Raw genomic sequence first — 26,210 nt, 5'->3', positions numbered from 1 at the left:
TTTCACGGATAACCACATTGGTTCTGTGCTGATCCTCAGTCGGCGCTGGCCTGCGTGCTCAACCAGCCGCGAACCCGGCGATACAACTGTTCCTGCTCGGCGGCGCTGTTGCCGGGCAGGGTCTTCAATGACACCTGCTTATAGCCGTCATTTTTCAAGCGCTTCGCAGCCTGGGCGCGTGCCAGGGCGTTATTGCGTGCTTGAGCGTTGTCTTGATAGAAGACGTCGGCCGTCGGCAGCTTCAGCGCCGGCGCCAGTTGCTGCACGTCGGGATGACGCCCGGCAGGCGTCTGGGCGGCAACCATCACGAGCTTCTGCACCTGGGAGGGTTGTTTTTCAGTCAGGTAACGCGCCGCCCACCAGGCGCCAGTGCCATGGCCCACCAGCACCACCGTGCGTGCGCTCTGGGTCTGGGCAAAAGCCACGGCGGCATCGATGCGCGCAAAGATGCGCGAGGCGTCGGTCTTGTCCTGTTCGTCTGCACCCGGGACCACCGCCGGGTCGGTGCCTTCCGCCTCGGCGCTGGCGGCTTGCTCGATCGGCTTGTCGGCGGTGCTCGCGTCTTTACTGCTGGTGTCGACGGTGGCGTTGGGGGCTTCCATGACGCGCGGTGGCAGGGTGTCCATGCTCACGTCCGGTAACGACAGGCTGAGGCTGCCCCAATTGGCATCCGGCAATTTACGTCGCAACGGGCCGATTGCTTGCGGCCAGTCAGCATTTTCGCCGGCGCCCGGTACGATAATCACCACGCCTTCGGGTTCGGCGCTGTTGGCCGGTTTCCACAGGGCAAGGAATGAATCACTGCCGGCCTGCAACTGTTGCTGTTCCTGCTGCGGGATTTTGCGTTCCAGGGCGCTGGCCTCTTCCTGGCTACGCTCGGGCAGGGGTTGGCGTTCGACGGGTTTTTCGGCAGCCGGTGCCGGTGCGTCTTCAGCCTGCACAGAAAAGGCACTGGTAAACAGCAGTGACAGGCACAATGCTGGCAGTGCCGAACGGTTTCGATAGGACATCGTTGATTTCCGGCCAGAAGTGATTCCAGCAGCCTAATGGGTTGGTCAGTATTTGTCAGTGATGTGAGACGTGGATCATGGGTTTTCGCTGTCTGCTGGTTATCGGCTGTTTGTGCCTTGCCTTGATGGCAAACGCTTCCCCCGCGCCCGCCACACCGCAGGCGCAGCTGAATGCGCCGCAGCGCGAATGGCTGGCCCGGCACCCTGAGCTGCGGGTGGGCGTGGTCTTGCAGGCGCCTTACGCGCAATACGACCGACGCCTGCAGCGCTTGTCCGGGGCGAATGTCGAGTTGATGCAGTGGCTGGCCAAGGCACTGAATATCGAGCTGACCTGGCGCAACTTCCCTGATCAGGAGCAGTTGGAGGCGGCCGTACGCGACGACGAGGTGGACATTGCCCCTGGCCTGCAGCAAACCCCGGCCGGTTTGCGCCTGTGGCAGTTCACCGACCCGTATATGCGTGTGCCTCAACACATTGTCGGCATCCGCGAGGGTGGTGGTGCCGTGGAGTTGGAGAAGCTCGACGATCAATCCCGTGTTGCCGTGCGCATGCCCAGTGCTGTGGCCGATTACCTGCGTAGTACCTATCCCGGCCTCAACCTGCAAGGCGTGCCCATGGAGCGCCAGGCCTTGCAGTTGTTGGTCAGCCAGCAGGCGCGTTATGCCGTGGTGGATGAAGCGCAATTAAGCCGCTTGTCTGCAGAGGCGGAGTTCAGCGGGCTGGCGGTGGTCGGGGACATCGGCCTGCCGCAATTGCTGCGGGTCGCCACGCGGCGGGACTGGCCGGAACTGGCCGGCATCATGGAAAGTGCCCTGAGCGCGATCCCGGCCCGCGACCTGGATCAACTGCACAGTCGCTGGCTGCAACCCAAATACCCACGTTTATCCGAATCCAAAGGCCTTTGGCAGAACCTCAGCCTGCTGCTCGGCCTGTTGCTGCTCGCCAGCCTGGCCGTGGTGTTCTGGCAGCGCCGCCAGCAACGCGTGCTGGAGCACGACCTGCTGGCCGCCCGCGAAGAAAGCGCCGCCCGTGCCGCCGGTGCCGAAGCGTTGCGCTTGACGCAGTTTTCCATCGACCAGAGCACCGTCGGCATCCTCTGGGTCAACTGGGACAGCCACGTGCGCTACGCCAATCGTGCGGCCGAGAGCATGCTGGGTTACGAGCCCGGTGCACTGATCGAACGGCCGCTGGTCGACCTCGACCCGACCCTGGATATGGACCGCTGGCTCAACCTGTGGAAGCGCGCACGGGCCAGCGAAGAGGGGCCGCAGAACTTCGCCACCGATTGTTTGCGCGCCGATGGCAGCATCCTGCCGGCCAACGTGTCCTTGAGCTTTCTGCGATTTGCCGAGGCGGAATACCTGGTTGTCTACCTGAACGATGTCACCGAACTGCGCCGCACCCTGGCCGCCTTGATGCAGAGTGAAGCGCAACTGCGCGAGTTGTCCGCCCACCTGGAAACCGTGCGCGAAGAAGAAAAGGCCCGCATCGCCCGGGAAGTGCACGACGAACTCGGGCAAATGCTCACGGTGCTCAAGCTGGAAACCTCCATGTGCGAGCTGTCCTACGCGCAACTGGATCCTGGCCTGCATGAGCGCTTGAACAGCATGAAGCGCCTGATCGCCCAACTGTTCCAGTTGGTGCGGGACGTGGCGACGGCGCTGCGCCCGCCGATTCTCGATGCCGGGATTGCCTCGGCCATCGAATGGCAGGCGCGGCGTTTCGAAGCGCGCACGCAGATTCCCTGCCTGGTGCAAGTGCCGGATAACCTGCCGGCCTTGAGCGATGCCAAGGCCATCGGCCTGTTCCGTATCCTGCAAGAGGCGCTGACCAATGTGATGCGCCATGCCCAGGCGCATACTGTCGAACTGACCCTGGCGGTGGAAGGCACCGATCTGCGACTGACCATCAGCGACGATGGCGTCGGTTTCGTCCAGGCCCAGGGGCGCCCGGTGTCGTTTGGCCTGGTGGGGATGCGCGAGCGGGTGCTGATCATGGGCGGGCAACTGAGCCTGGACAGTCAATTGGGCGAGGGCACCACCCTGAGTGTCACGGTGCCTTTGGATGCATAACGATAAGAGGAAGCCCTTGTGATCCGTGTACTGGTAGCCGAAGACCACACCATCGTTCGTGAAGGCATCAAGCAATTGATCGGCCTGGCCAAGGACCTGCTGGTGGTGGGGGAGGCGAGTAATGGCGAGCAGTTGCTCGAGACCTTGCGCCATGTGCCTTGCGAGGTGGTGTTGCTGGACATCTCGATGCCAGGCGTGAATGGCCTGGAAGCGATTGCGCGCATTCGTGCGCTGAGCAATCCGCCGGCGATCCTGGTGCTGTCGATGCACGATGAGGCGCAAATGGCCGCTCGCGCCCTCAAGGTGGGTGCTGCGGGTTACGCCACCAAGGACAGCGACCCGGCGCTGCTGCTGATGGCGATTCGCAAGGTCGCGGCCGGCGGGCGCTACATCGACCCGGACCTGGCGGACCGCATGGTCTTCGAGGTCGGCCTGACTGACTCGAGGCCCTTGCATTCGCTGCTGTCCGAGCGTGAATTCTCAGTGTTCGAGCGCCTGGCCCAGGGCGCCAATGTCAATGACATCGCCCAGCAACTGGCGTTGAGCAGCAAGACCATCAGCACTCACAAGGCACGGCTGATGCAAAAGCTGAATATCACCTCCCTGGCCGAGCTGGTGAAGTACGCCATGGAGCACAAGCTCCTCTAACCACATATCCAATAACGACAACCCCAAAACACCGCCGAACCCATTCTTGCCGCTTGCAGCTCGCCTCTTGCCGCTGCCCTGTCCCATCCCCGCCATCCGTGTAGGGCGATCCCTACCCCAAACCTTCCATCCGGCTGATGCCATTCTCTCCTGGCCCCCGATTTCCGGGGTCTCGCGCCTGGACTACGCTTGTGCCACAGCAGTCCAAAACACAAAGGTGCGGGTATGAGCGAGGTGGATTCAAATGATGTGCTGGTCAGCTTTCGTGGCGTGCAGAAGAGCTACGACGGCGAGAACCTGATCGTCAAAGACCTCAACCTGGAGATTCGCAAGGGCGAGTTCCTCACCCTGCTCGGGCCTTCCGGTTCGGGCAAGACCACCAGCCTGATGATGCTGGCCGGCTTCGAAACGCCGACCGCCGGCGAAATCCAGCTGGCCGGGCGCTCGATCAACAACGTGCCGCCGCACAAGCGCGACATTGGCATGGTGTTCCAGAACTACGCGCTGTTCCCGCACATGACCGTTGCGGAGAACCTCGCGTTCCCGCTGTCGGTGCGGGGCTTGAGCAAGACCGATATCAGCGAGCGGGTCAAACGCGTGCTGAGCATGGTCCAGCTCGATGCCTTTGCCCAGCGTTACCCGGCGCAACTGTCCGGCGGCCAGCAACAGCGTGTGGCCTTGGCCCGGGCGTTGGTGTTTGAACCGCAACTGGTGTTGATGGACGAACCCCTCGGTGCCCTCGACAAGCAACTGCGCGAACACATGCAGATGGAGATCAAGCACCTGCACCAGCGCCTCGGCGTGACCGTGGTGTACGTGACCCACGACCAGGGCGAAGCCTTGACCATGTCCGACCGCGTGGCGGTGTTCCACCAGGGCGAGATCCAGCAGATCGCTGCGCCACGCACCTTGTATGAAGAGCCGAAGAACACCTTCGTCGCCAACTTCATCGGTGAAAACAACCGCCTCAATGGTCGCCTGCACAGCCATACCGGCGAGCGTTGCGTGGTGGAGCTGGCGCGCGGCGAGAAGGTCGAGGCGCTGGCGGTGAACGTCGGCCAGATCGGCGGTCCGGTGACCCTGTCGGTGCGCCCTGAGCGTGTCAGCCTCAATGGCTCCAGCGAAAGCTGCGTCAACCGTTTCTCCGGGCGGGTGGCGGAATTCATCTACCTGGGCGACCACGTGCGCGTGCGCCTGGAAGTCTGCGGCAAGGCCGATTTTTTTGTGAAACAACCGATCGCCGAGCTGGACCCGGCGTTGGCGGTCGGCGACGTGGTACCGATTGGCTGGCAAGTCGAGCACGTTCGCGCACTCGACCCACTTCTAGAGGCGAATTGATCGCCCCATGGCTTCACCAACCCTGCACGTGGAGAGAACAACAATGTTGAGATCCCTGAAATATTCCGTCCTGGCCCTGAGCTTGATGGGCGCGACACAGGCCATGGCTGGCCCGGACCTGACCGTCGTGTCCTTTGGCGGTGCGAACAAGGCTGCACAGGTCAAGGCTTTCTATGCGCCTTGGGAAAGCGCGGGCAACGGCAAGATCGTCGCCGGCGAGTACAACGGTGAGATGGCCAAGGTGAAAGCCATGGTCGACACCAAGAGCGTGTCCTGGGACCTGGTGGAGGTGGAGTCGCCGGAGTTGTCCCGTGGCTGTGACGAAGACATGTTCGAGCCGCTGGACCCGAAACTGTTTGGCAACAGCGCCGACTACGTGAAGGGCGCGATCCAGCCGTGCGGCGTGGGCTTCTTCGTATGGTCGACCGTTCTGGCCTACAACGCGGACAAACTGGCTTCTGCGCCAACCAGTTGGGCGGATTTCTGGGACACCAAGAAATTCCCGGGCAAGCGCGGCCTGCGCAAGGGCGCCAAGTACACCCTGGAATTCGCCTTGATGGCCGACGGTGTTGCACCGAAGGACGTGTACAAAGTGCTGGCCGGCAAAGATGGCCAGGACCGTGCGTTCAAGAAACTCGACGAACTCAAGCCGTCGATCCAGTGGTGGGAAGCCGGCGCACAACCGCCGCAATACCTGGCCTCGGGTGACGTGGTGATGAGCTCGGCCTACAACGGCCGCATCGCCGCGGTGCAAAAAGAAAGCAACCTGAAAGTGGTGTGGAACGGCGGCATCTACGACTTCGACGCTTGGGCCATCCCTAAAGGCCTGTCCAAGGAGCGTGCCGAAGCGGCGAAGAAATTCATCGCCTTCTCGGTGCAGCCGCAGCAGCAGAAGACCTACTCGGAAAACATCGCCTACGGCCCGGCCAACACCCAAGCCGTACCGTTGCTGGCCAAGGACATCCTCAAGGATATGCCGACTACGCCGGAAAACATCGCCAACCAGGTGCAGATCGACGTGAGCTTCTGGGCGGATAACGGTGAACAGCTCGAGCAGCGCTTCAACTCCTGGGCTGCTAAATAACACCGCCTAACCCTTGTGGGAGGGGGCTTGCTCCCGATGACGGTGTGTCAGGCGACACATGTGCTGACTGACCCACCGTCATCGGGAGCAAGCCCCCTCCCACAGGTTATTGCATTCATTTTCTGAATCGGAGTTTGCCATGGATATCGCCATTCCTGGCCCCACCCTCAAGCAGCGCCTGGCGCGTGCCGAGCGGCTCAATCGCTGGAAGGCCCAGGCCTTGATTGCGCCGCTGGTGCTGTTTTTGCTGCTGGTGTTCCTGGTGCCGATTGTTGCGCTGCTGTTTAAAAGCGTCGGCAACCCGGAAGTGGTGGGCGGTCTGCCGCGTACCGTAGTGGCGGTGACGGCCTGGGACGGTCGTGGTCTGCCGGGTGAGCCGGTGTACCAGGCCCTCAGTGAGGACTTGGGCGAGGCACGCAAAAACCAGACCCTGGGCGACCTGTCCAAACGCTTGAACATGGAACTGGCCGGCTATCGCAGCCTGCTGACCAAAACCGCGCGGGCGCTGCCGTTTACCGAAGCGCCTGGCTCTTATAAAGAAGCGCTGGAAAACCTCGACGAACGCTGGGGCGACCCGGCGTACTGGCAGGCGATCCGGCGTAATACCAGCAGCCTGACACCGTTTTACCTGCTGGCGGCCGTCGATCATCGCATCGACGACCTTGGCGAAGTGGCCCCGGCCACCCCGGACCAGGCGATCTACTTGGACATCTTCGCGCGCACCTTCTGGATGGGCCTGGTGATCACCGCCATCTGCCTGCTGCTGGCTTATCCGCTGGCGTATTTGCTGGCCAACCTGCCGGCGCGCAAAAGCAACCTGCTGATGATTCTGGTGTTGCTGCCGTTCTGGACCTCGATCCTGGTGCGGGTGGCGGCATGGATCGTGTTGCTGCAATCCGGCGGGCTGATCAACAGTGCGCTGATGGGCATGGGCCTGATCGACAAACCCCTGGAGCTGGTGTTCAACCGCACCGGGGTCTACATCTCCATGGTGCATATCCTGCTGCCGTTCATGATTTTGCCGATCTACAGCGTGATGAAAGGCATCTCGCCCACCTACATGCGTGCGGCGATCTCCCTGGGCTGTCACCCGTTCGCCAGCTTCTGGCGCGTGTACTTCCCACAGACGTATGCCGGTGTCGGCGCCGGCTGCCTGCTGGTGTTCATCCTGGCGATTGGTTACTACATCACCCCGGCACTGCTGGGCAGCCCGAACGACCAGATGGTCAGCTACTTCGTGGCCTTCTACACCAACACCAGCATCAACTGGGGCATGGCGACGGCGTTGGGCGGCTTGCTGCTGCTGGCGACCGTGGTGCTGTACCTGATCTACAACCGGCTGGTGGGCGCCAGCCGCCTGCGCCTGAGCTGAGGAGACCTTGCGATGCTGAGCCCTTATATGTCACCGGTGGAACGGGTGTGGTTCTACAGCTTGCGGATCCTCTGCGGCTTGATCCTGTTGTTCCTGATCTTGCCTGTGCTGGTGATCATCCCGCTGTCGTTCAACAGCGGCAGTTTCCTGGTGTATCCGCTGCAAGGCTTCTCGCTGCATTGGTACCAGGATTTCTTCGCCTCGGCGGAATGGATGCGTGCGCTGAAGAACAGCATCATTGTGGCCCCGGCCGCCACGGTATTGGCCATGGTGTTCGGCACCCTGGCGGCGATCGGCCTGACCCGTGGGAATTTCCCCGGCAAGGCGTTGGTGATGGCCCTGGTGATTTCGCCGATGGTGGTGCCGGTGGTGATTATCGGTGTGGCCAGCTACCTGTTTTTTGCGCCACTGGGCCTGGGCAACAGTTTCTTCTCGCTGATCGTGGTGCATGCGGTGCTTGGGGTGCCGTTTGTGATCATCACCGTGTCGGCGACCTTGCAGGGTTTCAACCATAACCTGGTACGGGCCGCGGCCAGCCTGGGTGCCTCGCCTTTGACGGCGTTTCGCCGGGTAACCTTGCCGTTGATTGCACCGGGGGTGATCTCCGGCGCGCTGTTTGCCTTCGCGACCTCGTTCGATGAGGTGGTGGTGACCCTGTTTCTCGCCGGCCCCGAGCAAGCGACCCTGCCGCGCCAGATGTTCAGCGGCATCCGCGAAAACCTCAGCCCGACGATTGCGGCGGCGGCGACCTTGCTGATTGCCTTCTCGGTGTTGCTGTTGCTGACCCTGGAGTGGCTGCGTGGGCGTAGCGAGAAACTGCGCACGGCCCAGGTCTAAAGCCCACACAGCCCCCTCCCACAGGGGGGCTGTGACCATTCAGCGCCTGAATGGAAGACAACCCGATCCAGTCAGCTACTCTTGTGCCAGCCCATCACCGATAAGAGGCCGCGCACATGAATACTTCCTCATTCAAGATCGCCCACAAACTGCTGACTGGCGCTGGCGCCATTGAGCAACTCGCCGCCGAGCTGACGCGCCTGGATGTGGATAACCCGTTGATTGTCACCGACGCGGCGCTGGTCAAGTCAGGCACGGTGGCGCTGGCACTTGAGCATCTGGGCGAGCGCTCTTATGAGATCTTTGATCGCGTGCTGCCCGACCCGGAAATCTCCATCGTCGAAGACTGCATGCAGGCGTACCGCGACGGTGGCCACGACGGCCTGATCGGCCTGGGCGGCGGCAGTGCCATCGATATTGCCAAGAGCGTTGCCGCCTATGCCGGTTACCACGGCGCCCTGGCGGACTTATTTGGCGTCGACCAGGTGCCGCGCAAGGGCCCGCCGCTGATCGCCATCCCGACCACGGCCGGCACCGGCTCGGAAGTGACCAATGTGGCGATCCTCTCCGACAAGGTCGCGCAGTTGAAGAAGGGCATCGTCAGCGACTACCTGCTGCCGGACGTCGCGCTGATCAGCCCGCAAATGACCCTGACCTGCCCGCGCAGTGTCACCGCCGCCAGTGGCGTGGATGCGCTGGTGCATGCCATTGAGTCCTACCTTTCCCTGAATGCCTCGCCGATCACGGATGCCTTGGCCATCGGTGCGATCAAGCTGATCGCCAAGGCGCTGCCCAAGGCCTACGCCAACCCGGCCAACCTGCAGGCCCGCGACGATATGGCCACCGCCAGCCTGATGGCCGGCATGGCCTTCGGTAATGCCGGGGTGGGCGCAGTGCATGCGTTGGCCTACCCGCTGGGCGGGCGGTTCAATATCGCCCATGGCGTCAGCAATGCGCTGTTGCTGCCCTATGTGATGCACTGGAACAAACTGGCCTGTGTCGAGCGCATGCAGGACATTGCCCAGGCCATGGGCGTGAATGTCAGCGGCCTGAGCGTCAACGATGCCGCCGACCAGGCCGTCGAAGCGATGACAAGATTGTGTGCCGCCGTGGAGATTCCTTCCGGCCTGCGCAGTTTCGGGGTTCCCGAGGACGCCATCCCGGCCATGGCCACGGAAGCGGCGGGTATCGAGCGCCTGATGCGTAACAACCCGCGCAAGCTCAGCGCGGCCGATATCGAGAAAATCTATCGGGCGGCGTACTAGCCGTTGAGTTAGGTCACGGTGCGCAGGGCAAAGCATGAGGTATACAATGCGCGCCATCGTGATTTAGCTCAAAAAAGGTGCGTCATGCAGCCCTTCGTTATTGCTCCATCGATTCTCTCCGCCGATTTCGCCCGCCTGGGTGAGGAAGTGGACAAGGTGTTGGCCGCCGGTGCCGACTTCGTGCACTTCGATGTCATGGACAACCACTACGTGCCCAACCTGACCATCGGTCCGATGGTCTGTGCGGCGCTGCGCAAGTACGGCATCACCGCGCCGATCGATGCGCACCTGATGGTCAGCCCGGTGGATCGCATCATCGGTGACTTCGTTGACGCCGGCGCGACCTATATCACCTTCCACCCGGAAGCCTCTCTGCACGTCGACCGCACCTTGCAACTGATCCGCGAGGGCGGTTGCAAAGCCGGCCTGGTGTTCAACCCGGCCACCCCGCTGGACGTGCTCAAGTACGTGATGGACAAGGTCGACATGGTGCTGCTGATGAGCGTCAACCCGGGCTTCGGCGGGCAGAAGTTCATCCCCGGTACCCTCGACAAGCTGCGCGAAGCCCGTGCGCTGATCGATGCGTCGGGCCGCGACATCCGCCTGGAAATCGACGGTGGGGTCAACGTCAACAATATCCGTGAAATCGCGGCCGCCGGCGCCGACACCTTCGTGGCCGGCTCGGCGATCTTCAACGCCCCGGACTATCAGGAAGTCATCGCCAAGATGCGCGCCGAACTGGCGCTGGCGCGTTCATGAGCGGCTTTGAGCAGCTGTTCCCCGGCAAACTGCCACGGCTGGTGATGTTCGATCTGGACGGTACCTTGATCGACTCGGTGCCAGACCTGGCGGCGGCTGTGGACGAAATGCTGCTCAAGCTGGGGCGCAAGCCGGCGGGGCTTGCGTCGGTACGCGAGTGGGTCGGCAATGGCGCACCGATGCTGGTGCGCCGGGCCCTGGCCAATCACATCGATGCCGAAGGTGTCGATGAGGTTGAGGCCGAGCACGCCCTGGAACTGTTCAACGCAGCCTATGAACGCAGCCACGAACTGACCGTGGTCTACCCCGGCGTACGCGACACCCTCAAATGGCTGAGCAAGCAGGGCGTGGAAATGGCCCTGATCACCAACAAGCCGGAGCGCTTTGTCGCGCCGCTGTTGGACCAGATGAAAATTGGCCGTTATTTCCGCTGGATCATTGGTGGCGATACCTTGCCGCAGAAGAAACCCGACCCGGCGGCGCTGTTTTTCGTGATGAAAATGGCCAATATTCCGGCGTCCCAGTCGCTGTTTGTCGGCGATTCACGCAGTGACGTGCTGGCGGCGAAAGCGGCCGGCGTGCAGTGCGTGGCCCTGAGTTACGGCTACAACCATGGTCGTCCGATCGCCGAAGAGTCGCCGTCGCTGGTGATTGATGATCTGAGACTGCTAATCCCCGGTTGCTTGGGAGCTGGCGCTGAGATAACGTTGCCCGACATCGATCCGTCCCCTTCTGGAAATTCCATCGTGGTGGTCACTCGCAAACTCTGGATGAAAGTCATCAAGGCCCTGGCCCGCTGGCGTTGGCGCGCCTGACTGATCCTGGCCGCGCCATGCGGCACGTTTGCATACCTGACTGTTAGACCCTCACGCCACGAGGCACCTCATGATCCGCGAAGAATTCCTGCGTTTGGCCGCTGCCGGCTATAACCGTATCCCCCTGGCCTGCGAAACCCTGGCCGACTTCGACACGCCACTGTCGATCTACCTGAAGCTGGCCGACCAGCCCAACTCCTACCTGCTGGAGTCGGTACAGGGCGGCGAGAAATGGGGCCGTTACTCGATCATCGGCCTGCCATGCCGCACTGTGCTGCGGGTGCACGACCATCATGTGAGCATCACCCATGATGGTGTCGAGATCGAAAGTCATGAGGTCGAAGACCCGCTGGCCTTCGTCGAAGCCTTCAAGGCGCGCTACAACGTGCCGACCATCCCTGGCCTGCCGCGCTTCAACGGCGGCCTGGTGGGGTACTTCGGCTATGACTGCGTGCGCTATGTGGAAAAACGCCTGGGCAAATGCCCGAACCCGGACCCGCTGGGCGTGCCGGACATTCTGCTGATGGTCTCCGACGCGGTGGTGGTGTTCGACAACCTCGCCGGCAAGATGCACGCGATCGTGCTCGCCGACCCGTCCCAGGCCGACGCCTTCGAGCAAGGCCAGGCCAGCCTCGAAGCGCTGCTGGAAAAGCTGCGCCAGCCGATCACCCCGCGTCGCGGCCTGGACCTCAGCCGTCCGCCGGCGGCTGATCCGGTGTTCCGCTCCAGCTTTACCCAGGATGACTATGAGCGCGCGGTCGATACCATCAAGGAATACATCCTCGCCGGTGACTGCATGCAGGTGGTGCCGTCGCAACGCATGTCCATCGACTTCAAGGCGGCGCCCATCGACCTGTACCGGGCGCTGCGCTGCTTCAACCCGACGCCGTACATGTACTTCTTCAACTTTGGCGACTTCCACGTAGTGGGCAGCTCGCCGGAGGTGCTGGTGCGTGTCGAGGACAACCTGATCACCGTGCGCCCGATTGCCGGCACACGCCCGCGTGGCGCGACCGAAGAAGCGGATCTGGCGCTCGAAGAAGACCTGCTCAGCGACGACAAGGAAATCGCCGAACACCTGATGCTGATCGACCTGGGTCGTAACGACACCGGGCGTGTCTCGGAAATCGGCTCGGTGAAGTTGACCGAGAAGATGGTCATTGAGCGTTATTCCAACGTGATGCACATCGTGTCCAACGTCACCGGCGAGTTAAAAGCCGGGCTGACTGCGATGGACGCGTTGCGGGCGATTCTGCCGGCGGGCACCTTGTCGGGGGCGCCGAAGATCCGCGCGATGGAAATCATCGACGAACTGGAACCGGTCAAGCGCGGTGTCTATGGCGGCGCCGTGGGGTATTTCGCCTGGAACGGCAACATGGACACCGCCATTGCGATTCGCACGGCGGTGATCAAGGACGGGGAGCTGCACGTGCAGGCCGGTGGCGGGATTGTCGCCGACTCGGTGCCGGCCCTCGAATGGGAAGAAACCCTGAACAAGCGCCGCGCGATGTTCCGCGCTGTAGCGCTGGCTGAACAGACCCCCAATTCTTGAGGTTTCCCCCATGTTGCTGATGATTGATAACTACGATTCCTTTACCTACAACGTTGTGCAGTACCTGGGGGAGCTGGGCGCCGAGGTCAAGGTGGTTCGCAATGACGAACTGACCGTGGCCGAAATCGCTGCCCTGAACCCGGAGCGCATCGTGGTTTCTCCGGGCCCCTGCACGCCGACCGAGGCGGGTGTCTCCCTCGAGGCCATCAAGTACTTCGCCGGCAAGCTGCCGATCCTGGGCGTTTGCCTGGGCCATCAATCCATCGGCCAGGCCTTTGGCGGTGATGTGGTGCGCGCGCGCCAGGTGATGCACGGCAAGACCAGCCCGGTATTCCATAAAGACCTGGGCGTATTCCAGGCACTCAACAACCCGGTGACCGTGACCCGCTACCACTCGCTGGTGGTCAAGCGCGAAACCCTGCCGGAATGCCTGGAGCTGACCGCCTGGACCCAGCTGGAAGACGGCTCCGTCGACGAGATCATGGGCCTGCGTCACAAGACACTGAATATCGAAGGGGTGCAGTTTCATCCTGAATCGATCCTGACCGAGCAGGGCTACGAGCTGTTCGCCAACTTTCTCAAGCAGAGCGGCGGCACGCGCTAAGGACTTTCCATGGATATCAAGACTGCCCTGAGCCGTATCGTCGGCCATCTGGACCTGAGCACCGCTGAAATGAGCGATGTGATGCGCGAAATCATGACCGGTCAATGCACCGATGCGCAGATTGGCGCCTTCATGATGGCGATGCGCATGAAGAGCGAAAGCATCGACGAGATCGTCGGCGCTGTATCGGTGATGCGTGAGCTGGCGGACAAGGTCGAGCTCAAGACCCTCGACGGCGTGGTCGACGTGGTCGGCACCGGCGGTGACGGTGCGAACATCTTCAACGTGTCGACGGCCTCTTCCTTTGTGGTGGCGGCGGCGGGTTGCACCGTGGCCAAGCACGGTAACCGCGCGGTGTCCGGCAAGAGCGGCAGTGCCGACCTGCTGGAAGCGGCCGGCATCTACCTGAACCTCACGCCGGTACAAGTGGCGCGCTGCATCGACAACGTCGGCATCGGCTTTATGTTTGCCCAGTCCCATCATGGTGCAATGAAGCACGCCGCCGGCCCACGCAAAGACCTGGGCCTGCGTACCCTGTTCAACATGCTCGGCCCGCTTACGAATCCGGCCGGTGTGAAGCACCAAGTGGTGGGCGTGTTCAGCCAGGCACTGTGCCGGCCATTGGCTGAAGTGCTGCAACGCATGGGCAGCAAGCATGTGCTGGTGGTGCACTCCAAAGACGGCCTGGACGAGTTCAGCCTGGCCGCGCCAACGTTTGTGGCGGAGCTGAAGGATGACCAAATCACCGAATACTGGGTCGAACCGGAAGACTTGGGCATGAAGAGCCAGAGCCTGCACGGCCTGGCGGTGGAAAGCCCGGCGGCGTCCCTGGAGCTGATTCGCGATGCCCTGGGGCGTCGTAAGACCGAGAACGGTCAAAAAGCTGCGGAAATGATTGTTCTGAATGCTGGCGCGGCACTTTACGCAGCCGATCATGCCTATAGTCTTAAGGAAGGTGTCGAATTGGCCCACGATGCGCTGCACACCGGTCTGGCTCGTGAAAAGCTCGAAGAGCTGGGAGCATTCACCGCTGTATTCAAGATGGAGAATGAAGGATGAGTGTGCCGACCGTTCTGGAAAAAATCCTGGCCCGCAAGGCTGAAGAAGTCGCCGAACGCCGTTCCCGTGTGAGCCTGGCCGAGTTGGAGGCCCAAGCGAAAGCCGCTGATGCGCCACGTGGATTTGCCAAGGCACTGATTGCCCAGGCCAAGCTCAAGCAGCCGGCCGTGATCGCCGAGATCAAGAAAGCTTCGCCGAGCAAGGGCGTGATTCGCGAAAACTTTGTACCGGCGGAAATCGCCGTCAGCTACGAGAAGGGTGGGGCGACTTGCCTGTCGGTACTCACTGACATCGATTTTTTCCAGGGTTCCGACCTGTTCCTGCAGCAGGCCCGCGCGGCCTGCAAGTTGCCGGTGATCCGCAAGGATTTCATGGTCGATCCGTACCAGATCGTTGAAGCCCGTGCCTTGGGCGCCGACTGTGTGTTGTTGATCGTCTCCGCATTGGATGACGTGAAGATGGCCGAGCTGGCGGCCGTGGCCAAAAGCGTTGGCCTGGATGTGCTGGTGGAAGTGCACGACGGCGATGAGCTGGAGCGCGCGCTGAAAACCCTCGACACACCGCTGGTGGGGGTCAACAACCGTAACCTGCACACCTTCGAAGTCAGCCTGGAAAACACCCTCGACCTGCTGCCGCGTATTCCGCGCGATCGCCTGGTGATTACCGAAAGTGGCATCGTCAACCGTGCCGATGTGGAGCTGATGGAAATCAGTGACGTTTATTCGTTCCTGGTGGGTGAGACCTTCATGCGTGCCGAGAACCCGGGGGCGGAACTGCAGCGTCTGTTCTTCCCGGAGCGTGGCGTGGCGGTCAGTGGTTCCACTCTCGATTGATTTGAAATGCGATCAACGTGTGGGAGGGGGCTTGCCCCGATGGCGGCGATTCAGTTGGAGCATCCTTGACTGACATACCGCTATCGGGGCAAGCCCCCTCCCACATTTGGGTTTGTATTTATTCAGATAGGTAGGTGCCCATTGATCCAGCCAGTGTCGATGCGTGTTGAAGCAGGCCTTGCCGCCGAGCAAGCCTTGCTGGCCGCCGTTTGCGCGGGTGAGCAGGCGTTTGGGTTGTTGTTCTGGCAGCCCAGCGATCAGGCATTGGTGATGCCACGCCGCTTGAGCCGATTGCCTGCTTTCGATGTCGCCAGCCGCGTGTCTGCGGATGCCGGTTGGCCGGTGCTCTTGCGCGAAACCGGCGGCGAACCGGTGCCGCAGTCCAGCGCCACGGTCAATATCGCCCTGGTCTACGCTCCGCCGCGCAGTGAGGGTGATCAAGGTCGCATCGAAACCGGTTACCAGCGTCTATGCCAGCCGATCTGCGATTTACTTATCGAGTTGGGCGGCGATGCCTCCGTCGGGGAAATCGATGGTGCATTCTGCGACGGTCGTTACAACGTCAACCTCAACGGGCGCAAAATGGTCGGCACTGCCCAGCGCTGGCGGCAAGGCGGGGGCCGCCCGGTGGGGTTGGTGCACGGTGCGTTGTTGCTGGATAACGATCGTGAAGAACTCATCGCGGCGGTCAACCGCTTCAACCAAGCCTGCGGCCTGGAGCAACGGGTTCGCGCCGACAGCCATATTGCCCTGCACGAAGCCTTCCCCGCGCCGGACGCAATCAGCCGGCTGGACAGCTTGTACCGTCAAATGCTGGCCAGTTTCCTGCCGGCTTAACGGGTACCGAACACCACCATCGTCTTGCCTTTGACGTGCACCAGGTTGCGCTCTTCAAGATCCTTGAGCACGCGGCCGACCATCTCCCGTGAACAACCGACAATGCGCCCGATTTCCTGGCGGGTGATCTTGATCTGCATGCCGTCGGGGTGAGTCATTGCATCGGGCTGCTTGCACAGTTCCAGCAGGCAACGGGCCACACGCCCGGTGACATCGAAGAACGCCAGGTCGCCAACCTTACGCGTAGTGTCTCGCAGGCGCTGGGCGATCTGACCACTGAGGGCGTAGAGAATATCGGGGTCCTGCTGGGCGAGTTCGCGAAACTTTGTGTAACTGATCTCGGCCACTTCGCACTCGACCTTGGTCCGCACCCAGGCGCTGCGCTCCTGCTCCTTGCCTGCTTGTTCAAACAGCCCCAGCTCGCCGAAAAAATCCCCTGTGTTCAGGTAGGCGATGATCATTTCGCGGCCGTCTTCATCCTCGATCAGGATGGTGACTGAGCCCTTGATAATGAAAAACAGGGTTTCGGAGCGCTCACCGGCGCAGATGATGTTGTGCTTGGCGGGGTGGCGCCGGCGCTGGCAGTGCATCAGCAACTTGTCGAGATTCTTGATCTTGGGTATGGGCGTAAGAGCAACCATGGTTGTATCCCGAAAGGCAGCGCGAGGTGGTTGGAGTTGTTGTACTCAGCGGTATCGGCATTGATACACGTTGTATGAAGGGTGGCAATACGCCACTCCTTTGGCGCCAGCTTAACAGACACATTCTGACTCGATTAGCGAATTTTCCGAGTCAGCTCCGTTATTGATCGCTTTGATGGGAAGCGCGGTTGCGCCCGGGCCCTGTGCTAAGCTGGCGACCCTTTTTTAGCAGTGGAGTCTGGGCGATGAAGGCACGCATCCAATGGGCGGGCGAAGCCATCTTCCTCGGTGAGTCGGGCAGTGGCCATGTGGTGGTCATGGATGGCCCGCCGGAAGCCGGTGGCCGTAACCTGGGCGTACGCCCGATGGAAATGCTCCTGCTTGGCGTGGGCGGTTGCAGCAATTTCGACGTGGTCAGCATCCTGAAAAAATCTCGCCAGGCCGTGGAAAGCTGCGAAGCCTTCCTGGAAGCCGAGCGCGCCACTGAAGATCCCAAGGTGTTTACCAAGATCCACATGCATTTCGTGGTGAAGGGCCGGGCGTTGAAAGAAGCTCAGGTCAAGCGGGCTATCGAGTTGTCGGCCGAGAAATACTGCTCGGCGTCCATCATGCTCGGCGCGGCGGGTGTGGCCATCACCCATGATTACGAGATCATCGAGTTGGGTTGACCGCCAATCTGCAAAAGAAAAGGGCGCTTCGATAGCGCCCTTTTTTGCAGCCGCAGGTTTCGTCAGATGCGGTAAGTGCTTTTGGTCATGACCTTGGCCAGCAGGCTCATGCCGAATCGCACTGGCGCCGGGAAGCGGAAACCGCCGGCATCCAATGCACTTTCGGCGTGGTGCGCTTCATCGATACGCATCTGCTCAAGAATTGCGCGGGACTTTTCGTCGTCGGCCGGCAATTGTTCCAGGTGTTCATCCAGGTGCTTGCACACTTGATGCTCAGTCGCGGCGACAAAACCGAGGCTGACCTTGTCGCTGATCAGGCCGGCAGCCGCGCCGATGCCGAATGACAAACCGTAAAACAGCGGGTTGAGCACGCTGGGATGGCTCCCCAACTGGCGAATACGTTGCTCGCACCAGGCCAGGTGATCGATTTCTTCCTCGGCCGCATGCTCCATGGCTGCGCGCACCTGCGGCAGCTTGGCGGTCAGGGCCTGGCCCTGGTACAGCGCCTGGGCGCAGACCTCGCCGGTATGGTTGATGCGCATCAGGCCGGCCACATGACGGGTTTCGGTCTCGCTCATCTGCGCATCAGGCTGCACGATGGCGGGCGACGGGCGGTAAGGTTGGCCGCTGAAGGGCAGCAACGTGCGCATGGCCGTGTCGGCTTGCAGCAACAGACGGTCTATCGGCGAGTAGTGACGTTGGGTAGTCATGCTGACCTCCGGGAGGAATCTCGGCGGCCAGTTTACCGCAAGAGAGAGGAACGCGTTTGCCCTGAGTCAAGGGCGTGGGGTCGCAGCCTCGGACTGCGCCCCTTGTTGCGGGCTGGTTCAGCCCGGTGGCCAATTCATCTGGCGCTGACCCAGTACATGCATATGGATATGGTAAACAGTCTGCCCGCCGTCTTCATTGCAGTTCATCACCACACGGAAACCTTTCTCACAGCCTTGTTCCACCGCCAAACGCTGGGCAGTGAACAGAATATGGCCGGCCAGGGCCTTATCGTCCTCGGTCAAGTCATTCAATGTGCGGATAGGCTTCTTCGGGATAACCAGAAAATGTACCGGCGCCTGTGGGGCAATATCGTGGAAGGCGAGGACTTGATCATCTTCGTAGATAATCTTCGCGGGTATTTCTCTGTTGATGATCTTGGTGAACAGAGTATCCACAGCTGTTTCTCCATTATGAAAGTGCAAGGTGAGTGTACTCAGGCGATCAGCGTGGGCAATAGGCCTTGTTGATGGCGCCGGCGATCTTGCGGGTCAGCCAGCGCGGGCTGAAACGCGGGCTGAAGGCCAGCCAGCGATTACGTCGACCAGGAATGATGATGGCTTTGTTTTTTTCCAATGCGCGCACGGTATAGAGCGCCACTTCTTCCGGGCTCATCAATTGCTCGCTGCGGTCGAGTCTGGCGGTGTCCATATGCGCTGTACCGAAGAATGCGGTGCGCGTAGGACCGGGGCAAAGCACCGAGACCTTAATGCCACAGGTCTTGAGTTCTTCGCGCAAGCCTTCGGAGAAATGCAGCACATAGGCCTTGCTGGCGTAGTAGCTGCTCATCCACGGGCCGGGTTGGAACGCGGCGACCGAGGCAACGTTGAGAATCTGCCCGCCACCGTGCAGCGCCATGCTATTGCCCAGGGCGTGACACATGCGTGTGAGGGCAAGGATGTTGACTTCGATGAGGTCTTGTTCGGTCATCCAGTCCTGGGCCAGGAATGGCCCGCTGGTGCCAATGCCGGCGCAGTTCACCAGCAAATCGATCTGCCGCTCGCCTTCTTCCAGCTCCAGCAGGAACCCGGACAAGCGCAATGGCTCGCCCAGGTCGCATGCCCGAAACAGCACCTCGACGCCGAAGCGTTGGGTCAATTCGATTGCAATGCTTTCCAACTGATCACGCTGGCGGGCCACCAGAATCAAGCTGCGGCCGCGACGGGCCAGGGCTTCGGCCAAAGCCAGGCCGATGCCGCTGGAGGCACCGGTGATCAGAGCGTAACGGGTCATGCCTTTCTCCATCGCAACGCGCCGCGCCTGGGATGGAGGCATCACAGGCGCGGCGCGTTTCTTTACTGTTCTGGAGAGTCTACAGGTTCGGCTGCGTCGTCAGCACTTTGCGCATCTTCTTCATCGACGATCACGCTTTGATCGGCGTCTTCATCGGAGGTGATGGAGCTGCTTTCGTAGCTGCTGTCCACGTTGGTTTCGAGTTGATCCAGGTAGCCGTTCATGCCCAGCGACACCACGATGATGAGCATCAGCGGGATGAATGCCAGCCACAGTGAGGCCAGGACCTTCACCGCGGTGGAGTTGCGCGGTGGCGGTGCGCCGTACTGGTTGGCGCCGGTGTTACCTGGCATTACCAACAGCAGCAGCGGGAAAATACTGTTCACCAGCGGTACCAGGTTCAGCAGGTACAACCAGCCGGACCAGCCCAGATCGTGCAGGCGCTGCACGCCGATCTGCACGCTCACGACCACAACCGCGACGAACAGCGCGAAGCCCAGCAGCGAGCCGAGGATAATGGCTATGGTCGGTGACGCGGTCGCGATGGCAAAGCCCACAGTACTGAGGATGCCGGCTGCGACGAGCATGGCGACGGTCAGTACCAGCGTCCATGCCAGGTACCGCAGACGACCAATACGGCCATTGATGGTGAAGACCTTGAGGGTGGCGTATTCCGGCAGGCTTTCACCTACGGCGGCACGCGGTGGTGCGTACGGCGAAGCCGCAGGACGGGAGAAGTCCGCTGCGCCGGAATCTGTTTCGTGGGTTTCGGCAAGGCTGAAGGCTACGGGCTGTTCGGCCTCGATACGCGCGTCCACCCCGGCGTTTTTCAGCGCGGTGAGGTAGGTTTCGGCGTCGGGGCGGGACAGGTCGCGTTTCAGTGCAACAACGCGGCCGGTGAAGAGTTTCTCGATGTCCTCGACCGTGCTCTTGAACAGTTCAGCCAGGTTCAGCTTGGCTGTGGTGCTTTCGACACCCGGGAGCAAGGCCCCATCAAACACAATCTTGAAACGGTTATCGCTCATGCGGGCATCCTTGTCACTGAATCAGTGGAGTAGTGCAGGCCTGCTCGATCGGCAGGCCTTGCGGTTGGGTCAGCGTGGCCAGCGCAACTGTGTCGCCTGTTCGCGCGCCTTGCGGTATTCGGCATCCAGGCGGGCAACGAGTTCATCGACGCCGGGTAAATCATTAATCTCACCGACACCTTGGCCTGCAGACCATACGGTCTTCCAGGCCTTGGCTTCGTCGCTCAGCGGCTTGAGCTTGGAGCCGAAGTTTACTTCGCCTTTGCCCTGCAGGGCAGCGAGGTCGAAACCGGCATTTTCCAGGCTCTGGCGCATAAAGCTTGCGGGCACGCCGGAGACCGCGGGAGTGTGCACGATGTCGGCGGCGCGTGATGTGAGCAGCATCTCTTTATACGCATCCGGGGCGTGGCTTTCGGTGGTACCGATAAAACGTGTGCCGAAATACGCCAGGTCTGCCCCCAGTAACTGGGCGGCGAGTATCTCATGGCCGTGGTTCAGGCAGCCGGCCAGCAGCAGGGTCTTGTCGAAGAATTGGCGAATTTCTGCGATCAGCGAAAACGGGCTCCAGGTACCGGCATGGCCACCGGCGCCTGCGGCCACGGCGATCAGGCCGTCGACACCGGCTTCAGCGGCCTTTTCGGCATGGCGCCGGGTAGTGACGTCATGAAACACCAGGCCGCCGTAGCTGTGCACGGCATCTACCAGTTCTTTCACTGCGCCCAGGCTGGTGATCACGATTGGCACCTTGTGCTCGACGCAGATCGCCAGGTCCGCCTGCAGGCGAGGGTTGCTGTTATGCACGATCAGATTGACGGCGTAGGGCGCAGGATTGTCCAACTGCGCCAGGCCCGCTTCGATTTCCTCCAGCCAGGCCTTGAAGCCACTGCTCTCGCGCTGGTTGAGCGCCGGGAAACTGCCGACTACCCCATTGCGGCAGCAGGCCAGCACCAATTGCGGATTGGAAATCAGGAACATCGGCGCAGCCACCACTGGCAGGCGCAGACGTTGTTCAAGCAGAGCGGGCAGCGACATTGGAGGTACCCCGAGTAATTGAAGTTAGAACGGTTTGACCACGACCAAAATTACGATAGCCAGCAATATCAGAACCGGGACTTCATTGAACCAGCGATAAAAGACATGGCTGCGGGTGTTTTCGCCACGGGCGAAACGTTTTACCTGCGCGCCGCACATATGGTGGTAGCCAATCAGGAACACTACCAAGGTCAACTTGGCGTGGATCCAGGCGCCCGATTGAAAGATGCCGGGGTTAAGGGCTATCAGCCAGATACCGAACACCAGGCTGGCCAGCATCGCCGGGCCCATGATGCCGCGGTAGAGCTTGCGCTCCATGACGCTGAAGCGTTCCTTGCTGACAGTGTCCTCGCTTTGAGCGTGGTAGACGAACAGGCGCGGCAGGTAGAACAGCCCGGCAAACCAGCAGACGATGCTGACGATATGGAAGGCTTTGACCCATAGATAAAGCATTTTTAGTTATTCCCAGGTTCACGGTAGCGCAGATAGTAGTGGCTCATGCGCCCATACGTCACGTTGACGGTTGTCGCAGGACGATACGGCCCCTATTATCGACGGCTTTCCAGTGGGTTCGTTGAGGGCAGGTTTATGGTCAAGGTCGGTATCGTCGGCGGCACGGGTTACACCGGTGTCGAATTGCTGCGTCTGTTGGCTCAGCATCCGCAAGCTGAGGTGGTGGTCATTACCTCTCGATCCGAGGCCGGTCTGGCCGTGGCCGATATGTACCCGAACCTGCGAGGCCACTACGACGGCCTGGCGTTCAGCGTTCCGGACATCAACACCCTTGGCGCCTGCGATGTGGTGTTCTTTGCCACTCCCCATGGCGTTGCCCATGCGTTGGCTGGCGAACTGCTGGCCGCTGGCACCAAGGTCATCGACCTGTCGGCGGACTTCCGCCTGCAAGACGCCGACGAATGGGCCAAGTGGTACGGCCAGCCTCACGGTGCACCGGAACTGTTGGAAGAGGCGGTGTACGGCCTGCCGGAAGTCAATCGGGAGCAGATCAAGCAGGCGCGCCTGATCGCTGTGCCGGGTTGCTATCCGACGGCGACGCAACTGGGCTTTCTGCCGTTGCTCGAGGCCGGGCTGGCGGATGCTTCGCGCCTGATCGCAGACTGTAAGTCGGGTGTCAGCGGCGCCGGTCGTGGAGCAGCGGTAGGTTCCCTGTACTCCGAGACGTCGGAAAGCATGAAGGCTTACGCAGTAAAAGGGCATCGCCATCTGCCAGAGATTCGTCAGGGGCTGCGTCGCGCCGCTAGCAAAGACGTGGGCCTGACCTTCGTGCCACACCTGACGCCGATGATTCGTGGCATTCATTCCACGTTGTACGCCACAGTGGTCGATCGTTCGGTAGACCTGCAGGCGCTGTTTGAAAAGCGTTATGCCAACGAGCCGTTCGTCGATGTAATGCCTGCTGGCAGCCATCCGGAAACCCGCAGCGTGCGAGGCGCTAATGTGTGCCGGATTGCAGTGCATCGTCCGCAGGATGGTGACCTGGTGGTGGTGTTGTCGGTGATCGATAACCTCGTCAAGGGCGCGTCGGGCCAGGCGGTGCAGAACATGAACATCCTGTTTGGCCTGGATGAAAAGCTGGGTCTGTCCCACGCCGGCATGCTGCCTTAAAACGATTTATGGACTGCGCAAAAGGCCCGTTGATCGGGCCTTTTGTGTTTCTAATGGCGGCGATGCAGATTGATATACCGTAACAATAGTTGACCGCTTTTCTAGGAGAAGCGGATAATGCCTGCCATTACGCATATGGCGGCGCTACGCCGGGAGATTATCAGCATGAGCGTTGAATCCTTCACCCCCACGGCTTTGCAATTTACCCACGGTGCTGCGCACAAGGTAAAGAGCCTGGTCGATGAAGAGGGTAATGATCGCTTGAAGCTGCGCGTATTCGTTACGGGCGGCGGTTGTTCAGGGTTTCAGTACGGTTTCACCTTCGATGAAGATGTGGCTGACGATGACACCATCGTTGAGCGCGAGGGCGTTAGCCTGGTCGTGGACCCGATGAGCTTCCAATACTTGGCAGGCGCCGAGGTGGATTACCAGGAGGGTTTGGAGGGTTCGCGTTTCGTGATCAAGAACCCTAACGCGACCACCACCTGTGGTTGCGGCTCTTCGTTCTCGATCTGATCTACAACGAATAAAAACGCCGCTTGGCTTTGATCGGCCAAGCGGCGTTTTGCTGTCTGCGGTTCTGGCGAGGTGTTCGTCAGGCGGGGTAGATCGCGCCAAGTACCCTTAGCCCGCGTGCGCCGGTGACACTGGGCCGGTTGGCGGCAATGCCTTCCAGGCAGCAGTGAGCCAGCCACGCGAAAGCCATGGCTTCGACCCAGTCCGGGTCTACGCCGTAGGTGGCGGTGCTACTGACTTGAGTGGATGGCAACAACGCGGCCAGACGATTCATCATTGTGGTGTTATGGGCGCCGCCGCCACAGACGAGTAACGTTTCTGTCTCGGGCTGCGCGGTTTGCAGGGCCTCGACGATGGTCAGGACGCTCAGTTCCAGCAGGCTGGCCTGTACGTCCTGGGGGGCAAAGGCGGGCAGACGGCCAAGATGCCGGTGCAGCCACTCGAGGTTGAACACTTCACGGCCGGTGCTTTTCGGGCCTTTGGTCAGGAAGAATGGATCGCTGAGTAGGGCCGTGAGTAGTTGAGGTTCGACCTTGCCACTACCCGCCCACAGCCCATCACGGTCAAAATGTTCGCCGCGCTGCTGTTGAATCCAGGCGTCCAGCAGCACATTGCCTGGGCCGCAGTCGAAGCCGGCTACGGGCCTCCCGGTTTCGATCAGGCTGAGATTGCTGAAGCCCCCAATATTCAATACTGCACGGCTGCCAGTGCTTTCGCCAAACAACGCTTCATGAAAGGCGGGCACCAGAGGCGCGCCCTGGCCGCCAGCGGCAACGTCGCGGCTGCGGAAGTCGCTGACTACGCTGATGCCCGTCAGCTCCGCAAGCAATGCCGGGTTGCCGATCTGCACGGTAAAGCCTCGGGCGGGTTCATGACGGATGGTCTGGCCATGGCTGCCGATCGCGCGTATGTCTTGAGGCTTGAGGTTGTGCTGGTCGAGCACCGTGTGAATGCCGTGGGCGGCGAGTGTGACCCAATGCTGCTGGGCTATCGCTGAGCGGGCAATCTCATCCGGGCCGCTGGCGCACAGGCTTAACAGCTCTGCGCGCAGGGTGTCCGGCATAGGTGTGTAGTGGGTGGCGATCAGATTGACCGCCGAATCTTGTTCGATCAGGGCGATATCCAGGCCATCGAGGCTGGTCCCGGACATTACACCTATATAGAGCGGCATACCCTAACGCTTCGCCGAAGCAAGCAGGGTGGAGCGCTCCTGGTCCATGCGCGCCATCAGCGGCTGGCTCTGTTGCATAAAGCGTGCGCGCTCGGCCTTGGCAATCGGGTCGGCCATCGGCAGTTTCTGGCCCAATGGGTCAACGTGCACACCATTGACCTGGAACTCATAGTGCAAGTGCGGGCCGGTGGACAGGCCGGTGGTGCCGATATAACCGATTACTTGGCCTTGCTTCACATTGCCGCCGGTTTTCACGCCCTTGGCGAAACCTTGCATATGGCCATACAGGGTGCGGTAGGTGTTGCCGTGCTGGATGATCACCGTGTTGCCGTAGCCACCGCGGCGCCCTGCGAGCAGGACCTTGCCATCGCCGGCCGCCTTGATAGGCGTACCGCGTGGGGCGGCATAGTCGACGCCTTTGTGGGCGCGGATTTTGTTCAGAATTGGATGCTTGCGACCCATGGAGAAACGCGAGCTAATACGAGCGAAATCCACCGGAGTTCGGATGAAGGCCTTGCGCATGCTGTTGCCGTCGGCGGTGTAGTAGCTGCTGTTGCCTTGCTTGTTGGTGTAACGCACTGCGGTGTAGGTCTTGCCACGGTTGGTGAAGCGTGCGGAGAGAATGTTGCCGGTGCCGACCACTTTGCCGTTGGCGACTTTCTGCTCGTAGATCACGTCGAATTCATCACCCTGGCGGATGTCCTGGGCGAAGTCGATGTCGTAGCCAAACACGCTGGCCATGTCCATGGTCATGCTATGGGACAAGCCAGCGCGCGCGGCAGATTGCGACAGTGAGCTGTTGATCACGCCGTGAACGTAGGCAGAGCGCATGACTGGCTTGGTGGTAATGCGGTTGAAGGCAAAGCCTTTGGCGCCCTTGGTCAGGGAGATGCTCTCGAGGTCACTGACGCTGGTGTGCAGGTTGTTCAACTGACCGTCTGGTGTCAGTTCGAATTCCAGTTTCTGGCCGTGTTTGAGCTGGGTGAATTGCTTGGCTTGCTTATCGCTGGCCAGTACATCGTTAACGGTGGCTGCGGGAAGGCCTACCTTCTCGAACAGGGTCGAAAGCGTATCGCCTTTCGCCACGATCACTTCGCGGTGTTGAGGGTTCTTAGCAGCGTCTACTACGGTTTTTTTCTGTTCTTGAACGGCTTGCTGGGTATCTTCCGGCGTGTTTTCGATCTGGGCAAACGGCGATTCAGTGGGAGCATTTGTGGCTTGTTGGGCGTCGGAAGCGTCTTGATCTTGTGTCAGTTGTTCAACTGGACTCTCCAAGTCAAGGCTCAGGGATGTTCGTTTGGCTTCTACGTCACTGGAAGGGAATACCAGGAGTGCCAGGCTGAGAAGGGCGGCGATACCACTTGCTGCAAGCAGGTGGGTCTTCGGGTAAAGCGGCGGCGCTTTAGACGGTTCAGTGGTCATAGGTAATTTTGACTTTGAAGATGAAA

Annotated in this window: 27 protein-coding genes; 17 read left to right on the top strand and 10 right to left on the bottom strand. The window is 60.9% G+C overall.

From position 1 onward, the window contains the following. Positions 1-35 precede the first annotated feature (35 nt). The gene (locus tag BLW22_RS26835; RefSeq protein WP_074847765.1) at positions 36-1,010 is read right to left on the bottom strand and encodes an alpha/beta hydrolase family protein; all 975 of its coding nucleotides are present in this window, start codon (positions 1,008-1,010) and stop codon (positions 36-38) included. Between the two features lie 77 nt (positions 1,011-1,087). Here BLW22_RS26835 and BLW22_RS26830 point away from each other — a divergent pair, with 77 nt between their 5' ends. The 14 genes from BLW22_RS26830 (at position 1,088) to BLW22_RS26765 (ending at position 16,085) form a co-directional block, all read left to right on the top strand. Beyond that, complete coding sequence (locus BLW22_RS26830; protein ID WP_074847764.1) at positions 1,088-3,082, top strand: PAS domain-containing sensor histidine kinase; 1,995 nt, start codon at positions 1,088-1,090, stop codon at positions 3,080-3,082. Positions 3,083-3,100: 18 nt separating this feature from the next. After that, on the top strand, positions 3,101-3,730 hold the full coding sequence (locus BLW22_RS26825; RefSeq protein ID WP_027605903.1) for a response regulator: 630 nt from the start codon (positions 3,101-3,103) through the stop codon (positions 3,728-3,730). A gap of 225 nt (positions 3,731-3,955) precedes the next feature. Continuing rightward, positions 3,956-5,068 (top strand): ABC transporter ATP-binding protein, encoded by a 1,113-nt coding sequence (locus tag BLW22_RS26820; RefSeq protein WP_065871779.1) that lies wholly within the window; start codon positions 3,956-3,958, stop codon positions 5,066-5,068. Between the two features lie 43 nt (positions 5,069-5,111). Continuing rightward, a complete protein-coding gene (locus BLW22_RS26815) occupies positions 5,112-6,152 on the top strand; it encodes an ABC transporter substrate-binding protein (RefSeq protein WP_065925381.1) in 1,041 nt (346 codons plus the stop codon). A 139-nt stretch (positions 6,153-6,291) separates the two neighbouring features. Then, on the top strand, positions 6,292-7,524 hold the full coding sequence (locus BLW22_RS26810) for an ABC transporter permease (protein WP_065925380.1): 1,233 nt from the start codon (positions 6,292-6,294) through the stop codon (positions 7,522-7,524). Between the two features lie 12 nt (positions 7,525-7,536). After that, a complete protein-coding gene (locus BLW22_RS26805) occupies positions 7,537-8,361 on the top strand; it encodes an ABC transporter permease (protein WP_017739612.1) in 825 nt (274 codons plus the stop codon). A 116-nt stretch (positions 8,362-8,477) separates the two neighbouring features. Beyond that, positions 8,478-9,626: an iron-containing alcohol dehydrogenase gene (locus BLW22_RS26800; protein ID WP_074847763.1), complete on the top strand. Its 1,149-nt coding sequence runs from the start codon at positions 8,478-8,480 to the stop codon at positions 9,624-9,626. Between the two features lie 84 nt (positions 9,627-9,710). Then, entirely contained in the window at positions 9,711-10,385 is a 675-nt protein-coding gene (gene rpe, locus BLW22_RS26795) for a ribulose-phosphate 3-epimerase (RefSeq protein WP_065925378.1), read from the top strand. Beyond that, a complete protein-coding gene (locus BLW22_RS26790; RefSeq protein ID WP_065925377.1) occupies positions 10,382-11,200 on the top strand; it encodes a phosphoglycolate phosphatase in 819 nt (272 codons plus the stop codon). The genes rpe and BLW22_RS26790 overlap by 4 nt, the downstream gene beginning before the upstream one ends. Positions 11,201-11,270: 70 nt before the next feature. Then, positions 11,271-12,752: an anthranilate synthase component I gene (trpE, locus tag BLW22_RS26785; RefSeq protein ID WP_027605896.1), complete on the top strand. Its 1,482-nt coding sequence runs from the start codon at positions 11,271-11,273 to the stop codon at positions 12,750-12,752. Between the two features lie 10 nt (positions 12,753-12,762). Continuing rightward, positions 12,763-13,356: an aminodeoxychorismate/anthranilate synthase component II gene (locus BLW22_RS26780; protein WP_065925376.1), complete on the top strand. Its 594-nt coding sequence runs from the start codon at positions 12,763-12,765 to the stop codon at positions 13,354-13,356. A 9-nt stretch (positions 13,357-13,365) separates the two neighbouring features. Beyond that, positions 13,366-14,415: an anthranilate phosphoribosyltransferase gene (trpD, locus tag BLW22_RS26775; protein WP_065925375.1), complete on the top strand. Its 1,050-nt coding sequence runs from the start codon at positions 13,366-13,368 to the stop codon at positions 14,413-14,415. Next, the gene (gene trpC, locus BLW22_RS26770) at positions 14,412-15,248 is read left to right on the top strand and encodes an indole-3-glycerol phosphate synthase TrpC (protein WP_065925374.1); all 837 of its coding nucleotides are present in this window, start codon (positions 14,412-14,414) and stop codon (positions 15,246-15,248) included. Before trpD ends, trpC begins: the two co-directional genes overlap by 4 nt. Positions 15,249-15,389: 141 nt before the next feature. Then, entirely contained in the window at positions 15,390-16,085 is a 696-nt protein-coding gene (locus BLW22_RS26765) for a lipoate--protein ligase family protein (RefSeq protein WP_065925373.1), read from the top strand. Here BLW22_RS26765 and crp read toward each other — a convergent pair. Next, positions 16,082-16,726, bottom strand: coding sequence for a cAMP-activated global transcriptional regulator CRP (crp, locus tag BLW22_RS26760; RefSeq protein WP_065925372.1), 645 nt, complete (start codon positions 16,724-16,726; stop codon positions 16,082-16,084). The two genes, BLW22_RS26765 and crp, sit on opposite strands and share 4 nt — an antisense overlap. Positions 16,727-16,971: 245 nt before the next feature. On the opposite strand from crp, the gene BLW22_RS26755 reads away from it, so the two are divergent. Continuing rightward, positions 16,972-17,394: an OsmC family protein gene (locus BLW22_RS26755; RefSeq protein ID WP_074847762.1), complete on the top strand. Its 423-nt coding sequence runs from the start codon at positions 16,972-16,974 to the stop codon at positions 17,392-17,394. 62 nt (positions 17,395-17,456) lie between these two features. On the opposite strand, the gene coq7 is transcribed toward BLW22_RS26755, so the two are convergent. The 6 genes from coq7 to hemJ all read right to left on the bottom strand — a co-directional run bounded on the left by coq7 (position 17,457) and on the right by hemJ (position 21,905). Next, complete coding sequence (gene coq7 / locus BLW22_RS26750; protein WP_065925371.1) at positions 17,457-18,104, bottom strand: 2-polyprenyl-3-methyl-6-methoxy-1,4-benzoquinone monooxygenase; 648 nt, start codon at positions 18,102-18,104, stop codon at positions 17,457-17,459. 117 nt (positions 18,105-18,221) lie between these two features. Continuing rightward, positions 18,222-18,560, bottom strand: a complete 339-nt coding sequence (locus BLW22_RS26745; RefSeq protein ID WP_003194682.1) for a histidine triad nucleotide-binding protein — start codon at positions 18,558-18,560, stop codon at positions 18,222-18,224. Between the two features lie 46 nt (positions 18,561-18,606). Next, positions 18,607-19,395, bottom strand: coding sequence for an SDR family NAD(P)-dependent oxidoreductase (locus BLW22_RS26740; protein WP_074847761.1), 789 nt, complete (start codon positions 19,393-19,395; stop codon positions 18,607-18,609). A gap of 62 nt (positions 19,396-19,457) precedes the next feature. After that, complete coding sequence (locus tag BLW22_RS26735; RefSeq protein ID WP_065925369.1) at positions 19,458-20,420, bottom strand: DUF805 domain-containing protein; 963 nt, start codon at positions 20,418-20,420, stop codon at positions 19,458-19,460. Positions 20,421-20,489: 69 nt separating this feature from the next. Further along, complete coding sequence (locus tag BLW22_RS26730) at positions 20,490-21,452, bottom strand: NAD(P)H-dependent flavin oxidoreductase (protein WP_065925368.1); 963 nt, start codon at positions 21,450-21,452, stop codon at positions 20,490-20,492. A gap of 24 nt (positions 21,453-21,476) precedes the next feature. Further along, positions 21,477-21,905 (bottom strand): protoporphyrinogen oxidase HemJ, encoded by a 429-nt coding sequence (gene hemJ, locus BLW22_RS26725; protein WP_027605887.1) that lies wholly within the window; start codon positions 21,903-21,905, stop codon positions 21,477-21,479. Between the two features lie 135 nt (positions 21,906-22,040). Between hemJ and argC the strand changes: the two genes are divergently transcribed. Together argC and erpA are read left to right on the top strand one after the other, a co-directional pair. Then, a complete protein-coding gene (gene argC / locus BLW22_RS26720) occupies positions 22,041-23,075 on the top strand; it encodes an N-acetyl-gamma-glutamyl-phosphate reductase (RefSeq protein ID WP_074847760.1) in 1,035 nt (344 codons plus the stop codon). 165 nt (positions 23,076-23,240) lie between these two features. Next, complete coding sequence (gene erpA, locus BLW22_RS26715; protein WP_003176443.1) at positions 23,241-23,591, top strand: iron-sulfur cluster insertion protein ErpA; 351 nt, start codon at positions 23,241-23,243, stop codon at positions 23,589-23,591. Between the two features lie 79 nt (positions 23,592-23,670). Here the strand turns inward: erpA and BLW22_RS26710 are convergent, their stop codons facing one another. Together BLW22_RS26710 and BLW22_RS26705 are read right to left on the bottom strand one after the other, a co-directional pair. Beyond that, positions 23,671-24,762 (bottom strand): anhydro-N-acetylmuramic acid kinase, encoded by a 1,092-nt coding sequence (locus BLW22_RS26710; protein ID WP_065925366.1) that lies wholly within the window; start codon positions 24,760-24,762, stop codon positions 23,671-23,673. Between the two features lie 3 nt (positions 24,763-24,765). Further along, a complete protein-coding gene (locus BLW22_RS26705) occupies positions 24,766-26,184 on the bottom strand; it encodes a peptidoglycan DD-metalloendopeptidase family protein (RefSeq protein ID WP_065925365.1) in 1,419 nt (472 codons plus the stop codon). Positions 26,185-26,210: the final 26 nt, after the last annotated feature.

Origin of the sequence: Pseudomonas marginalis (assembly GCF_900105325.1) — a bacterium.
In the GTDB taxonomy this organism is placed as follows: domain Bacteria; phylum Pseudomonadota; class Gammaproteobacteria; order Pseudomonadales; family Pseudomonadaceae; genus Aquipseudomonas; species Aquipseudomonas marginalis.
The sequence above is the reverse complement of the archived record's forward strand: the minus strand, read 5'-3'. Positions and strand labels throughout refer to the sequence as shown.

Excerpts from the sequence above, each read along its gene's own strand:
- BLW22_RS26835 (WP_074847765.1), bottom strand. The coding sequence starts at position 1,010 with ATGTCCTATCGAAACCGTTCGGCACTGCCAGCATTGTGCCTGTCACTG.
- BLW22_RS26830 (WP_074847764.1), top strand. The coding sequence starts at position 1,088 with ATGGGTTTTCGCTGTCTGCTGGTTATCGGCTGTTTGTGCCTTGCCTTG.
- BLW22_RS26820 (WP_065871779.1), top strand. The coding sequence starts at position 3,956 with ATGAGCGAGGTGGATTCAAATGATGTGCTGGTCAGCTTTCGTGGCGTG.
- BLW22_RS26815 (WP_065925381.1), top strand. The coding sequence starts at position 5,112 with ATGTTGAGATCCCTGAAATATTCCGTCCTGGCCCTGAGCTTGATGGGC.
- BLW22_RS26810 (WP_065925380.1), top strand. The coding sequence starts at position 6,292 with ATGGATATCGCCATTCCTGGCCCCACCCTCAAGCAGCGCCTGGCGCGT.
- BLW22_RS26805 (WP_017739612.1), top strand. The coding sequence starts at position 7,537 with ATGCTGAGCCCTTATATGTCACCGGTGGAACGGGTGTGGTTCTACAGC.
- BLW22_RS26800 (WP_074847763.1), top strand. The coding sequence starts at position 8,478 with ATGAATACTTCCTCATTCAAGATCGCCCACAAACTGCTGACTGGCGCT.
- rpe (WP_065925378.1), top strand. The coding sequence starts at position 9,711 with ATGCAGCCCTTCGTTATTGCTCCATCGATTCTCTCCGCCGATTTCGCC.
- BLW22_RS26790 (WP_065925377.1), top strand. The coding sequence starts at position 10,382 with ATGAGCGGCTTTGAGCAGCTGTTCCCCGGCAAACTGCCACGGCTGGTG.
- trpE (WP_027605896.1), top strand. The coding sequence starts at position 11,271 with ATGATCCGCGAAGAATTCCTGCGTTTGGCCGCTGCCGGCTATAACCGT.
- BLW22_RS26780 (WP_065925376.1), top strand. The coding sequence starts at position 12,763 with ATGTTGCTGATGATTGATAACTACGATTCCTTTACCTACAACGTTGTG.
- trpD (WP_065925375.1), top strand. The coding sequence starts at position 13,366 with ATGGATATCAAGACTGCCCTGAGCCGTATCGTCGGCCATCTGGACCTG.
- trpC (WP_065925374.1), top strand. The coding sequence starts at position 14,412 with ATGAGTGTGCCGACCGTTCTGGAAAAAATCCTGGCCCGCAAGGCTGAA.
- crp (WP_065925372.1), bottom strand. The coding sequence starts at position 16,726 with ATGGTTGCTCTTACGCCCATACCCAAGATCAAGAATCTCGACAAGTTG.
- BLW22_RS26755 (WP_074847762.1), top strand. The coding sequence starts at position 16,972 with ATGAAGGCACGCATCCAATGGGCGGGCGAAGCCATCTTCCTCGGTGAG.
- coq7 (WP_065925371.1), bottom strand. The coding sequence starts at position 18,104 with ATGACTACCCAACGTCACTACTCGCCGATAGACCGTCTGTTGCTGCAA.
- BLW22_RS26740 (WP_074847761.1), bottom strand. The coding sequence starts at position 19,395 with ATGACCCGTTACGCTCTGATCACCGGTGCCTCCAGCGGCATCGGCCTG.
- BLW22_RS26735 (WP_065925369.1), bottom strand. The coding sequence starts at position 20,420 with ATGAGCGATAACCGTTTCAAGATTGTGTTTGATGGGGCCTTGCTCCCG.
- BLW22_RS26730 (WP_065925368.1), bottom strand. The coding sequence starts at position 21,452 with ATGTCGCTGCCCGCTCTGCTTGAACAACGTCTGCGCCTGCCAGTGGTG.
- hemJ (WP_027605887.1), bottom strand. The coding sequence starts at position 21,905 with ATGCTTTATCTATGGGTCAAAGCCTTCCATATCGTCAGCATCGTCTGC.
- argC (WP_074847760.1), top strand. The coding sequence starts at position 22,041 with ATGGTCAAGGTCGGTATCGTCGGCGGCACGGGTTACACCGGTGTCGAA.
- erpA (WP_003176443.1), top strand. The coding sequence starts at position 23,241 with ATGAGCGTTGAATCCTTCACCCCCACGGCTTTGCAATTTACCCACGGT.
- BLW22_RS26710 (WP_065925366.1), bottom strand. The coding sequence starts at position 24,762 with ATGCCGCTCTATATAGGTGTAATGTCCGGGACCAGCCTCGATGGCCTG.
- BLW22_RS26705 (WP_065925365.1), bottom strand. The coding sequence starts at position 26,184 with ATGACCACTGAACCGTCTAAAGCGCCGCCGCTTTACCCGAAGACCCAC.